Source organism: Lunatimonas sp., assembly GCF_020832325.1.
GTDB lineage: Bacteria > Bacteroidota > Bacteroidia > Cytophagales > Cyclobacteriaceae > Lunatimonas.
Map to the genome: position 1 here is coordinate 79,467 of NZ_JAFIEU010000051.1, position 13,693 is coordinate 93,159.

A 13,693-nucleotide genomic window follows, 5' to 3' on the forward strand; every position below is an offset into this window, starting at 1 on the left:
ATGAATAGACGCGAAAATTTAAAGCTGTTATTGGCCGGGTCGTTTGGCACCGGGCTGATTCTTTCCGGTTGTGGTTCCGAAACCAATGAGTTGGCGCATCAGCCCACCATAGGTGACTTTGGTAGCTACGGGAGGACCCCCGAGGAGATCAAGCACAACGAGGCATTGCAATCCGCAACTTTTTTCACCGAGGAGGAGCGAAAAAAAATTGATGTGTTGGTAGATATCATTATTCCAGCGGACGATGTTTCCGGCAGTGCCACCGATGCTGGCGTGCCGGATTTCATTGAGTTTATGATGAAAGACATTCCGGATTATCAAACACCCATGAGAGGCGGTCTATTGTGGTTGGATCATAAGGCTGATGAGCTGTTTGGTAAAAAATTCTTGGAGATATCCCAAGAGCAGCGCTTGCAGATAATCGATGAAATAGCGTATCCTGACAAGGCCAAACCTGAAATGCAGAGTGGAGTCCGTTTCTTCAATACCCTGAGAAATCTGACCGCTACTGGTTTTTTCACCAGTGAGGAAGGATTTAAGGACCTGGGTTACGTAGGTAACCGACCAAACGCATGGGATGGTGTGCCGGAGGAAGTGTTGGCCAAACACGGACTCCAAAACGATCCAAAGTATAAGGATGTATATTTGGATATCACTACCCGAGGTACCATTGCCCAATGGGATGACGAGGGAAATTTGGTGGGCTAAGCACAGTCATTCTCGTATATGACAAAAGAACCGGTATGCTTTGAGCAAACCGGTTCTTTTCATATCTGCTTCTTTGTCTCATTGGTATGATTCCCGATAAAAGCAGACTTCCTTTCAGGCAGGCCAGTCACGTGTACCGCTTAAGAATACGAATAGGCCACTTGGCTGCCTTGGTCTTGGTCTAGGGTGATTTGGGCATATACCTCGATTTCCTGCTGTAGCTCTTCCACATGGCTGATAATGCCCACCACGCGGTTTTCGTGTCGAAGGGATTTGAGGGTTTCAAATACGATGCGCAACGAGCTTCTGTCCAAAGCGCCGAATCCCTCATCCAGAAAGAAGAAACTTTGCTCGGCACGATTGAGGGACTTCACTTTTTCTGCCAGTGCTAGCGCGAGGCACAGCGAGGCTTGAAAGGTTTGGCCTCCGGAGAGGGTTTTTAGCAGTCGTTTTCGCCCGCCATTCAGATAGTCGGCTACCCAAAAGGTGTTGTTTTCATCTATCTCCAAGCTTAAGCTGTTTTTGGTTAATTTCCGAAAGCGGATATTGGCAGTATTGCACAGCTCTTTTAAGTAGATGCTGCTGACGTACTTCACGAAGCCACTGCCTTTGAAAAGGCTTTCCAACTCCTTGAGACTGGTTTCCCGTGCTTCTAACAGAGCCAGGGATTTTTCCAGTGCCAATTTTTCCTTTAAACGCTCCGTACCCGTGTTAACCTGTTGCTGTAGGAGGGTCACCGCTTGGTGCAGGGCTTGCAGTTCCGTTTTTTCTTTCTCTAGCTGCTCAGCAATGGCCTGGTAAGCGAGTGGGTCAAAGGTGGAAATGCCAGGTTGTTGCTCAAGTTCCCGGATTTTGTCCTGCACCAACAGACAGCGGTCTTCGTATCGCCTAATTTGGGCCTCTACCGCATCCGCATCCAGGGATTGGCTGAAAAGCCGCTCGGCAGCCGCACTGTCTGCGAAGCCATGAGCGGCCAATGCATCCTGATATGCCATTTTCTGGGCGGTCAGTTTTTCATGGGTTGATGCGAATAGTGCCTTGTAATGATTGAGGTCGGTGATGTTGCCGGTTTCTTTTTTTCGTAGTTCCAGTAGGGCTTTTTGCTTGCTGTCCAACTTATTTGCCGTTTCTGCAATATCCTTTTTGACCTTTGAGATGGTCTCTTCAATTACTTCCATGGTGCGATCAAAAAATGGCTTGGAAAACGCTTGGTCTTTGATCCCGTCCCGTTTGGTTTCCAATGCACTTGCCAGGGTCAACGTCCGCTGATGGACTATGTCTAACTTCTTACGCTCTTCGGTAATGGCCTGCCTTAGTTCGTCCGTTTGTTGGCGCAGGGCTTTCAGTGTTTTTTGGATAGCTTGCTCTTCGCGTAATTGCTTTTCCGCAGATTTGATTTTGGTTTCAAGGTGTTCCAAATTGTCCACTTCCAAGCCTGTCAGGTTTTTTAGCAGGGCTTTGAGGCGTGATTGATTGGATGTAAGCTCCTCTGATTTAGCAAAATAGAGATCCTGTAGGTGGTCGTATTTTATTTTCTCCTGCTGCAACCGATTTTCCACCTGCCTTGTACGTTCAATATGCTTTCTGATTTGCTGGATTTTTGCAGATAGTTCTTCGATTAGCTCCCTCGTGCTATGCTTTTCTAAAGGCTGAGGATGGTCTAGGGATCCGCAAAGGGGGCATGGTTCGCCTTCCTTGAGCAAGTGGGTGTGAATAGCGAGTCCGCCCTTTTGAACCTGCAGTTCTTTTGCGGTCTCCAGTTCACTGATTATCCCCTCTTGGGTCTGAACCCAATTTTGTATATCTGTATCTCCACAGGGCAACTGGCGTTGCTGTTCGGCAAGGTTTTCTTGTGATTGGGTTTTTTGGGCATCTAGAGAGTTCAAATCATAGGATAGCTTTTTTATGATAAGGATCAACCGGTCCCATTCGCTGTACGCAGTCTTCCATTCGGAAAGCTGCAAGCTATCCACGCTTTTGGTTTTTTCAGCCAGGGTTTCGTAGGATTTGATCTGTACTTCAGACGAACTCAGTGTGCCTTCTTTTTCGGTGATGGCAGGGCGTAAACTTTCCATCTGTTGTTGGGCTTCATGTAGGTCTTGAGCCAACCGTTGCATTTCCAACACCTGTTGTAGGTCTCTGATCTTCGACTCCCGTTCCGGGCGGCTGTCGGCTTTTTCGCGGAGGGCCTTTTCCTCTTCTTCAAGGGTTTGGATTTGCTGAGCGTACTGACCCCGAAATCGGGTACAGTTTTTAATAGAAACCTCTAGCTTTTCTATGTCCATTTGCAAGCTAGCCATCGCTTCATGCAGTGGTTTTAGATAGGTTTTGGCTTTTAGGTACGCTTGGTGGCTTTCGCGCTGCTTCTCTATTTCGGGTTTTTTTTGTTCTAGTGCTTCCCACTCGCCCTTTAGCGTTTGTAGACTTTTGAATCCTTTGTCCAGTGCTTGCTGCTCGGTAAATGTATGCTCGGTGATTTTTAGCGTTCCTTCCTTTTGGGAAAGATCCAATGCTGTTTCCTTCAACAGCTGACGTTGTTCCTGTAGCGCTTCCTCCGTGAGCGCACCAAATCCAGCCAGTTGGGTTTCCAGCCGGATTTTCTCTTCCCGAGCAGCTTTTAGCAAGGTTCCCGTCCTGGGAGCCAGGTCAAATCTTTCCAGCCCAAACAGCTCCTTCATCATTTCCGCGCGTGGTCCCGGGGTGAGATCGATAAACTCCCTGAATTTGCCCTGAGGGATGATGACGGTTTGCTTGAAATGTTCCTTTCGCATGCCAAGTAAGGTCTCTGCTTTTTGCTCTATGGCTTGAAAGGTCCCGTCAACTTTTTCGTAAAAGGTGTGTTCAGCAGGGCGTATCTCGTGAAAGTTTTTTGGGTTTCGTTTCACCGCATAGCGGGCCAGGTAGGTTCCTGCATTTCTGGGGCCTGCCCGAAACTCAAAGTTGATGATCAGTTGGTCGCTTTGGAGATTCAGCATACTGTTTTTTTCACCCCGGTCTGCCAACCGCTCCGTACTTCCGTACAATGCCAATAGTATGGCCTCCAAAATGGAGGATTTCCCACTTCCTACTGCACCGAATATACCGAAAATTCCTGCTGCCGTCAGCATCCGAAAGTCTACGGTTTGCTTTTCCTTATAGGAGTAGAGGCCTTGTATATCTAATAAAATAGGTATCATGCTTCGTGGTTTTGACCGATAATTTCCCTGAACAGCTCGACGGTTTCTGGGTTAGGTTCATGGCCTTTTTCACTGTGGTAGTACATGTTAAAAAGTGTGACCATGTCTTTTTCAAGATCCTCCACCTGTAATCCGGTATTTTGACCTTCCCCTCCCGAGCGTATGAGAGGGATTAGGTTTACAATTCCGTCGTGGGCACCCAGCAGTGCTTTGCGGGTGGCTGCGTCGATGGCGTATTCTGTAGCATAGGTTAATTCCACATAGGTGTCTGGATGCGCCTGTAGCCAGCCTACTGCTTTTTCTAGGTTTTCAAATGTTTTTCGATGAAGTGGTTTTCCTTTAGTGAGTGGGATGGGGCGATACGAGACCGGCTTGCCGGCAGTGGCTTCGATGATCACTACCTGTTTTTGCTGATCGGCTTCGCTGAAAGAGTAGGAAAGCGGGGAGCTGGCATACACGACCGGGCAAGGCGTCTGTGACACGGCATGGTATCTGTGCAAGTGGCCTAGCGCGGCATATTGGAGCTGGCTTGGCAGCAAATGGGTAAAAAGGGCTTGGGTGCCTCCCACATGCAGGATAGGTCGTTCGCTTTCAGGTTCAGGTTCAGGTTTTGCACCTTCGTTCATGAAGAAGAAATGCCCAAGAAACAAGTTGATTCCAGCGGAGTCGCAATAGGCCTCAGCCAGGATCTTCCATTTTGCAGCCATCAGATCCCGAAAGGATGCTTCCCGATCACCTTCACCTAGGTAGGTTTTTAGCAGTACCTCATTGGCATAGGGGGCCAAAATAATCCGTACCGGATCTGAAAAGCGATTGCCGGTGATTTCAATAAACCCGGGTTTAGAACGGGATATGAAAAGATTTTCATTCAATTCACCTACAGGTACGATCGTATCGTGTTTGCTATAAAAGAGTATGCCCATCTGCCGGGCAAGAGGATCCGGGGCTTCAATGAATTGCGTGCTATCGTGGTTTCCGGAAATGACTATCACCGGGCGGGCACCCCCTTTGGAAAGCTTCCGCAAGGTTTTATAGAATAGGTCCACGGCTTCGTGGGTAGGGTTATAGGTGTCGTAGACATCTCCGGCCAGTAAAACCAAATCTACGTTTTCGCGGTCAGCGATTTCCACAATCTCCTCTAATACGTGTTTTTGTTCCTCTATTCGTGAAAATTCCTGTAATCGTTTACCTAAGTGCCAGTCGGCAGTGTGTAAGATTTTTGCCATAGGGAGAAATTGTGCGGATAAATGACTAAATTTAAACGGTAAAAATGGGTCCTGCAAGGGTGGCTGCTAATTTGTGGTATTGGCATCCGATTTGCTTAGACGGAAATTATGCGTTATTTATTGATTATAGGACTACTAGCTATCTCCGGAATATCTCAGGTTCGGGGACAGTCGCCGTTTACGGCGCCGGACTCCCTGCTGATCATCCAACGGGGCGAAGCGAGCTTTTATGGCAAGCATTTTCATAAACGACCTACTGCGAGCGGGGAGATTTACGATATGTGGGACTATACCGCCGCGCACAAGCATCTACCCTTTGGCACACTCTTGAAAGTGACTAACTTGAGCAATGGGTATCAAGCGATCGTAAGGATCAACGATCGTTTGCCAGAATCTTCTAAGCGGGTAATCGACCTTTCGAGGAAGGTAGCCGAGCAATTGGATATGGTTCGGGATGGGGTGGTAGAGGTGGACCTGAATGTGCTCAGCCACCATTCCATTGCAGCACTTCGCGCACATTACGACGGCAACCCTGCCGATCTACGTCTACGCCTTTATTATGAGCCTGTCTTTTTAGCCAGAAACGACGAGGTAATTCTGCAATTAAAATTTTAATTTTAATGATTGTTTTGGCCAAGTTGGCGGTAGTTTGGACGTATCCGGATGGTCCTCCTATTGGATAATTGTTAATTTTTATAAAAAAATGCACGTATTAGTTGCTGTCTATTTAAATTTTTAGTTACTTATAGGGCCGAAGATGAGAAGAGCGTTCATAAGCGGGCTTTCTTCTCCCTAAACGACCCCCTTATGAAAAGAACACATGTTTTTTATTGCTTCATTTTCCTATCTGGATTTTTTGTTGGCTGTGCAGAGGAAAAGGAAAAAGGAGAAGAAATTCCTATGGAATCATTCAGAGAAGAAGTTCAGGCTACTTCCGTACAAACCGGGCGCTCCCAACGTAAATCTTTTGATTATCTCATCAATGCCACCGGGAAGATTGAAGCAAGCAGTCAGGTGATGGTGATCGTTGAGCGCCAAGGCTACCTGGTCGACTTGACGGTTTCCGAGGGGGACCGCGTGCAGGAGGGTCAGGTGATAGCCAAGCTAGACAACAGCGATAGTAAGTTTGCTCTGGAAAAGGCCCGTGTGGAGTTGAGTTCCAGAATGGCTGAATTTGAAAACCAAAAATTAGGCTACCCAACCGTTTACGAAAATCCCGCAGCCGATCCCGAGACCTTGGCAGAGTGGGATAGCCGATTGAAGGCGTCCAGTGGTGTGCTAACTGCGGAGATCTCCCTGCGTGAGGCTGAGTTGGAAATCGAAAAGTCTACCGTAAAAGCCCCCATCAGCGGAACGGTCGCTGATGTGAAAGTGAAAAAAGGGAGTTTGGTGAATGGAGGGGACGAGGTCTGCGAGATCATCAGTATGGGGCAGTTGGAAATGCGGGTAAAGGTGCTGGAGTCAGATATTAATTTTATCAGCAATGGTCAAACGGCGGAAATTTATCCAGTGTCGGGCGGAGAGGAAGGGCTTCGTGGACAGGTCATCGCAATCAATCCAAAAGTAGATGAAAATGGCTTGGTTCAGGTGACCATTAAGCTTCAGAGTCAAGGCAAGCTTCTTCCGGGTATGAATGCGAGGGCGATTATCCGTGCGCCTCAAAATGACAGTCTGGTAGTCCCTAAGCAGGCCGTGGTCTATAGATCGGGCAGACCGGTGGTATTTACCATAGAAAACAACCAAGCCATATGGAATTATGTAGAGGTGGGAAAAGACAATGGCAAAGAGATGGAAATTTTGGATGGGCTCACAGCCGATGTAGAGGTGATTGTCAGCAACAATGTTCAGTTGGCTCATCAGGCCCCCATTCAGATTCTTAACGATGCCATGTGATGGTTAGATTTTTACTGGCGAGACCCATAGCAGTAGGCATGACCTTTTTGGCACTGATCGTATTCAGTGTAATCGTGTTTCGTACACTTCCTATCTCCCTGCTGCCTCCGATAGATGTACCACAGATCGTGGTTAAGGTAAATTACCCAAATGCTTCCCCTCAGGCCATTGAGCAAAACATCCTCAGCAATATCCGGGAGGGACTGATGACTCTCAATGGGCTGGAGCATATGGAGAGTAAGGCCGGCAGTGAGGTGGGCAATATACGGCTAACCTTTGACTTCAAAACCAAAATGGAGTTGGCCTATATTGATGTAAACGAAAAGATTGACCGACTTATCAGTGGCTTGCCAGAGGATTTGCCGCGTCCGCAGGTAATTCGGATAAATACCAACGATATTCCCGTTGTGAGGGTACAGGTACTTCCAAAGGGAGAGATGGACTATGCGGAGGTTTCATTGCTGGTCGAAAACGTACTAAAGAAGCGCCTGGAGCAGCTAGATGGCATTGCCTTGGTGGACATCAACGGCAAACAGGAAAGGGTAATCACCGTCGAGCCGAATCGGGCAGCCTTGGCAAGCTTGGGTATGACGGAGCAGCATGTGATTGACGCGATCAAAGCCGGAAACAGTGAACTACCCGGCATCAGCGTGGAAGATGGGCAATTTCGCTACTACCTGAGGCTTGCTACCCGAATAGACACGCCGGAGGATATCATGAGACTGCCCGTGCGAAAGGATGGCAGATCCTCGGTAACCCTTGGAAAGGTAGCTTCGGTGGGCTATGAAATTGCCAAGCCGGTTGGCTTTCACTTGTACAATGGCAGGGAGGGGCTTGTGATCACCGTGCATAAACAGGCAATAGCTAAAATGAACGAACTCATGCCGTTGGTACGGGATGCTGTGGATCAGTTTAGACTGGATTACCCTCAAGTTGAATTTGAGCTTACCCAGGATCAATCCATGTTGCTCAATGCCGGGATTGATAACCTACAGACCAGCCTCTTGTTTGGTGGGATCTTTGCCTTTGGTGTTTTGTTTTTCTTCATGGGAAATTATCGGATGCCAATCATCATCGGGGTGAGCTTGCCATCTTCCCTGATAATCAGTTTTCTCGTTTTTTATTTCTTTGATATTTCGATCAATGTGATCTCCCTTAGTGGTCTTGCACTGGGTTTGGGTATGCTTATTGACAATTCCATCATCGTGCTGGATAATATTAGCCGAAAGCGACAAGATGGTTTGCCCCTTTTTGAAGCATGTGTGGTAGGGGTAAATGAGGTCATGTCGGCGTTGATCAGTTCTGTGTTGACCACACTGGCAGTTTTTGTGCCTTTGGTGTTTTTGAGCGGAATCTCGGGGGCGTTATTTTATGATCAGGCAGTTTCGGTCGCTGCAATTCTATCGGTTTCTCTTTTGGTGGCCTTTGTATTGCTTCCATTACTGTATAAACTGCTGTTTTCGAACCGGCAAGGGAAACCAGTTTCAGAGGATAGTCGCCTGTTTTTATCAATTCTTGCGGGATACAAACGCCTGTACCGCTTGATTTTCGCCCACCGTGCCGTGAGCTTGGTGGTGTTATTGGCGCTTATTCCTGCTATGCTTTTCCTCAGTCAGCTGCTTCCTGTTCAAGGGCTTCCTCCGATCCAAAAGTTTGATGCATTGCTACAGGTGGATTGGAATGAGCCGATAAATGCCAGTCAGAATCGGGAGCGAATTGCCCGAGTGGTAGAGGCACTGGAAGGCGCCTTCATTCATGCAGAAAGCGATATAGGTATTCGGCAGTTTTTGCTGTTTGAAGGCGAAAGTTCGATTCAGCAAGCTTCACTTTACCTGATGTTTCCAGATCAGGAGCAAAAGGAACGGCAGGAAGCCTTTCTTTCCCGGTATTTTAAACAGCATCATCCTCAGGCCACTGTCGCTATTCAGGATGCACCCAATGCCTTTGATCAGCTTTTCAGTTCGGATTTGCCGTACTACGAAGTACGCTGGAAGGATCTTGCGAGCAAGCGACCGGTGGAGGAACGACAGATGGATCAATGGCTGGATGAGTTGCCCATACAAGAGTGGGAACCGGGGCCGGGCTTGCAAAAGGAATCGGCCGTGATATTCCGAATCGATCAGGAAAGACTTGCCCTGTATGGAATAGCCGTGGATCAACTATTGCAGCAGATCCAAAAGCTGTTTGGCAGTTACCTGATTACCGATATCAAGCGATTTGGAGAAGTTACACCGATTCGGCTCAAGGAAAACCCCGTGGACTTTCAGCAGGTATTGCGTACACAATATATCCGTGGAAACGACGATACACCGTATTTGTTGAGCAATTTTGTTCGGGCAGCATACGACAGTCACTACAAATTTGTCACGGCAGACCGGAATGGCATCTATCAGTCGGTGTTGCTGATTGGAGAAAATCCTTCCGAGCATGAACAGGTATTGCGTCAATGGGGAGGGGAACGGAATTTATCCGTGGAGTTTGTAGGCCAATATTTCCAAGACCGGGAGACGCTGAGTCAATTGATTGGAATTCTGCTGATTTCGGTGCTGTTGCTTTATTTTATTTTGGCAGCTCAGTTTGAAAGTTTTCTTCAACCATTGATTGTGATTCTGACCTTGCCCTTGGGTGTTGGCGGAGCCTTTTTGGTGTTGTGGATCACAGGCACGTCGCTAAACGTAATGTCGGCTATCGGCTTGGTAGTGATGCTGGGTATCATGGTGAATGATGCCATTTTAAAGATTGATACGATCAACCGCCTCCGCGTACAATTCGTGGCACTGCCTGAATTCAACACCAAGCAGAGCTTGGAAAAAGCGCTTTATCAGGCTGGAGAGATCCGTTTGAAACCGATTTTGATGACTTCCATTACCACGATCTTGGCATTGATTCCGGTTGTATTTAGCTCTGGTTTGGGAGCAGATCTACAGCGTCCACTGGTATTCAGTGTAATTGGAGGCTTGACGATCGGTACCTTTACTGCTCTTTATTTTGTGCCGTTGATGTATTGGTTTTTGGTGGCCAGGGCAAAATGAGCACATATTTCAGTCAAGTCCTTGACTGGTATTGGAGCAATTTTGGTTATTCGATTGGTGGGAAATTAGTTGAACTGTTTTTTTCTACAAAATAGTCAATCTCTTTGATGAAATTAATACGCTTTATTGCCATGTGCCCTAGAGCAGATTGCTCTTCGGTTGGCTCGGGTTGCTCCATAAATAGTCGGTATCGATTTTTGGGTACGTAGTTTTTTAGCTGCTCCTGTTTACTGCAGATCCAATAGTCGGCAAATGCAAGCGTTTTCGCACCATTGTATTTGGGCTGTAGCCGTACCCGTTCGGGTAAAATGTCCTTGGTAAGTTCTCGAAATACTGTCCGGTTGTATTTCTTTGGTGCAAATAGGTGTACAGGAAGGCTGTATACCAACTGCAGCAGACGAACATCAGCCAATGGATAAACGGTTTCAACTCCGTGTCGGTTTGCATAGGCCCCTTCTGACTCTGTTCGCAGCGTGGTGTGTGGCCTGCACATCCTCCGCTTCAAAAAGCGACGAAAGGATGGTTCAAAGGGAAAGGACTCATCCTGTATTTGCCCATGAAGAGGACTATCTGGATGAAGTAGGTTTCGTTGTTGCTGTATTTTACGGAAGGCAGGGTTCGTAGAACCGTGAAGCATGCCCCAAAAGTAATGGGCAATTCCTTTGAGGGCCTTCAACCGGAAGTCTCTCAAATGTGCCACTAGTCCCCGTATATCTACTTGGTGGATGTACTCATGGAAGTAGTTATTTCCCGATGTAGAGATGCCTTCGTCACCGGGGAAGCCGCTAAACATCACCTCTACCCCATGCTCTTCGGCACTAACTTTAAACAGGGTGTCTTGCCAAATCGCATCACTGTTGGCAAGGCCACCCATTACTTTATTTCGCGTATTCAGTTCGTCGAACACATCCGAAAAGTGAAACTTGGTGATCGGGTGGTGATTTTTTCTATCTAGGCTTGCAAATGCGATGATCTCTTCCTGAGTATTTTGTTCATCCACACCGGTGGGGGAATACGGTTTGGTCTCTTCCGTTAGCACAAAGGAATAGGTATGCAGGTTTTGCGTGGGCATCAATTTTGAAAGTAACACGGCAATGGCCGAGGAGTCCATGCCCCCACTTAACTGGCAGCCTACGGTTGTTTTATGGCGAATTCTACATTGAATGGACGTTATTAGGCAGGTCATCAACCGATTGAGATAATCTTCTTCGGTTTTGCAATCGGGGATCGTTATTTTGGTTAGCTCCCAATAACGGACTTCCTCCAGCGTATTTTCAGGGCTTACTGCCAGAAAGTGCGCTGGCTTTAGACGTCGGATTGGACTGAAAAAGGTCTCCTCAACCGGCTGTGTATATCCTTTCAGTTCTCGCGCTACATAGTGGAGGTTGATTTCCGGGGGGGAGGGTACCGCCTGCTTTAGATCGTGTATTCTGGTAGAGATTATTAGCAGGTTTTGGTGGATTATGTAAAATAGGGGGCGAATTCCGATAGGGTCTTTTGCCAAGAGAAAGGTATTTTTTGCTGTATCCACCAATACAAAGCTGAAATCGCCGATCAGTCTGACTAGGCATTGGTTCCCCCATTTTTGGTAAGCGGAGTGAATCAGTTCCAAGTCACCCGCTCCTTCGTTGATAGACAATGCGGTACCTAGTTCGTCTCTGTTGTCAATTCTCGCCCAGCCGCAAATCAGTATGCTGTTTTCAGTGTCTGCAAAGATGTTTTCAGATTGGTACCCTATCAGCAGGCAATTGGTGGATTCGATGAGATGTTTTTCGGTAGTAAGTTCTTCGGGTAGAAAGGAGCGGACATCGTGTTGGCCTGATTCATCTAAATGGAGGATTGCAAAAAAACCTTTCATGTGTTTATAATTGTTTTTTAAAGGTCACATGGAATCTCGCACGTATTATAATCGTCCCTCCGTGTGTCGCTTGCGTCGTGCTCGATTTCATCTGTTTATTTTTTGTTTTTCAAAGGTCACACGTCCGCCTTGTCTGTAACCGGGGAATTCCTTAGAATTGCCATGCAAATCTACAAAATCATTTGCGCCTTCAAGTTATTTTTTTCCCGTTTAGCCCCATATTGAAAAGGAATACAAGGGAATAGTTGGTCGAAATAAAATTTTATGGTTTATTTAGGGTATAGACGTTTGTTAACAACTAAACCCAAATATTGTGAACGAAAGAAGGTCTTTTTTAAAAAAATCCGCACTCGGTACTGCGGGTATATCCATGGGTGCGCTTGGCTTTAGTGCAAAATCCTACTCGGCTATCGTGGGTGCTAACGAACGGCTGCGGATAGCGGTATGTGGTCTCAATGGAAGAGGTAAGTCCCACATTGGTGGGTTTACTGCCTTGGAAGATGTTGAGATCGCGTATCTGGTAGATCCCGACAGCCGGGTCCTTGCCGAACGTATCCAAAGCCTCAAGGACGGTGGCGGTGTACATTCCCGTGCCCGGGGGGAGGCGGATGTACGCCGCGTTCTCGAGGACAAAAACATCGATGCAATAACGGTAGCTACGCCCAACCACTGGCATTCGCTAATGGTGATATGGGCCGCACAGGCCGGAAAGCATTGCTATGTGGAAAAGCCAGCAAGCCACGATGTGTATGAGGGCCGGGTAGCGTTGGCTGCCGCTCAGAAATACGGGGTGGTGATTCAGCATGGTGCCCAGCGGCGAAGTGAAGCCCGGTGGGCCAATCAAATCAGCGACATCCGGTCTGGCAAATACGGAAAAATGCTTGTTTCGCATGGCTTTGCATGCAAGCCAAGAGTCGGGATAGGGCACAAACCCTACGCTGCGGCACCTGCCAACTTGGATTGGAATCTCTGGAAAGGGCCGGCGGTCATTGACCGGTTTCACGAAAATCTGGTGCACTACAACTGGCATTGGAACTGGCAGGTAGGAAACGGCGAATTAAACAACCAAGGAACGCACCAATTGGATGTGGCCTATTGGGCCTTGGATCCTGAGGTGGCCAATACGCACCCTAAACGGGTGATGGCGATGGGGGGGCGTTTTTCATGGAACGATCAGGGAGAGACACCCAATACCATGTTTGCCATTGCCGAGTTTGCTAATGGACAGCAGGTCTTTTTTAACGTAAGAAATGTCAACCACGAAGGCTACGTGCAAGAGGTCACCAATCGGTTTTATTTTGAGGATGGAGGAAAGCTCATCGATGGGGAGTACCACTCCCACAATGGAAGTCAACCCCGGAATGTACCGATTACTGAAGTGAAAATTACGCCGGGGGGGCCTTATGGTAGCTTTGTGGCTGCCTGTAAGGCGGGAGACCCCATGATGGCAAACGGCAATATGTACGATGCGCATTACAGCTGCACGTTGGGCCATTTGATGAATATTTCTTACAGGTTGGGAGAGAAAGTTCCCTTTAATGCTAAGGCAGGGCGCTTTGGTGATAATCCACTTGCCTATGAGGAGTTTATGAAGATACATGCCATTGCGAGAGATGGAATGGGTGTGCCAGAAGATAAAGCAGAGTATGTTGTAGGACCCTGGCTGGAATTTGATGGGGATGCTGAACATTTTGTGGGAGACCATTCCGTAGAGGCTAACCGATTGCTCTACGATCCACGTAACGCCGAATTTGACATCCCCTCGCCAAAGTCGGTTTGATAATATCGGTTTGATTTTGC

At 47.6% G+C, this 13,693-nt stretch carries 8 protein-coding genes; 5 read left to right on the forward strand and 3 right to left on the reverse strand.

Features of this window, described 5'->3' with window-relative positions; translation table 11 throughout:
- A complete protein-coding gene (locus JJU34_RS20465; RefSeq protein ID WP_228694293.1) occupies positions 1-708 on the forward strand; it encodes a gluconate 2-dehydrogenase subunit 3 family protein in 708 nt (235 codons plus the stop codon).
- Positions 709-848: 140 nt separating this feature from the next.
- On the opposite strand, the gene JJU34_RS20470 is transcribed toward JJU34_RS20465, so the two are convergent.
- Entirely contained in the window at positions 849-3,884 is a 3,036-nt protein-coding gene (locus tag JJU34_RS20470; RefSeq protein ID WP_228694294.1) for an SMC family ATPase, read from the reverse strand.
- Positions 3,881-5,110, reverse strand: a complete 1,230-nt coding sequence (locus JJU34_RS20475; protein WP_228694295.1) for an exonuclease SbcCD subunit D — start codon at positions 5,108-5,110, stop codon at positions 3,881-3,883. The genes JJU34_RS20470 and JJU34_RS20475 overlap by 4 nt, the downstream gene beginning before the upstream one ends.
- A 108-nt stretch (positions 5,111-5,218) precedes the next feature.
- Between JJU34_RS20475 and JJU34_RS20480 the strand changes: the two genes are divergently transcribed.
- The 3 genes from JJU34_RS20480 (at position 5,219) to JJU34_RS20490 (ending at position 10,035) form a co-directional block, all read left to right on the forward strand.
- Positions 5,219-5,725, forward strand: coding sequence for a septal ring lytic transglycosylase RlpA family protein (locus JJU34_RS20480; protein WP_228694296.1), 507 nt, complete (start codon positions 5,219-5,221; stop codon positions 5,723-5,725).
- 192 nt (positions 5,726-5,917) lie between these two features.
- Positions 5,918-7,003: an efflux RND transporter periplasmic adaptor subunit gene (locus tag JJU34_RS20485; RefSeq protein ID WP_228694297.1), complete on the forward strand. Its 1,086-nt coding sequence runs from the start codon at positions 5,918-5,920 to the stop codon at positions 7,001-7,003.
- Positions 7,003-10,035, forward strand: a complete 3,033-nt coding sequence (locus tag JJU34_RS20490) for an efflux RND transporter permease subunit (RefSeq protein ID WP_228694298.1) — start codon at positions 7,003-7,005, stop codon at positions 10,033-10,035. The genes JJU34_RS20485 and JJU34_RS20490 overlap by 1 nt, the downstream gene beginning before the upstream one ends.
- A 46-nt stretch (positions 10,036-10,081) precedes the next feature.
- Here JJU34_RS20490 and JJU34_RS20495 read toward each other — a convergent pair whose 3' ends face one another.
- A complete protein-coding gene (locus JJU34_RS20495; RefSeq protein WP_228694299.1) occupies positions 10,082-11,893 on the reverse strand; it encodes an asparagine synthase-related protein in 1,812 nt (603 codons plus the stop codon).
- 313 nt (positions 11,894-12,206) lie between these two features.
- Here JJU34_RS20495 and JJU34_RS20500 point away from each other — a divergent pair, with 313 nt between their 5' ends.
- Entirely contained in the window at positions 12,207-13,673 is a 1,467-nt protein-coding gene (locus JJU34_RS20500) for a Gfo/Idh/MocA family oxidoreductase (RefSeq protein WP_228694300.1), read from the forward strand.
- Positions 13,674-13,693 lie beyond the last annotated feature (20 nt).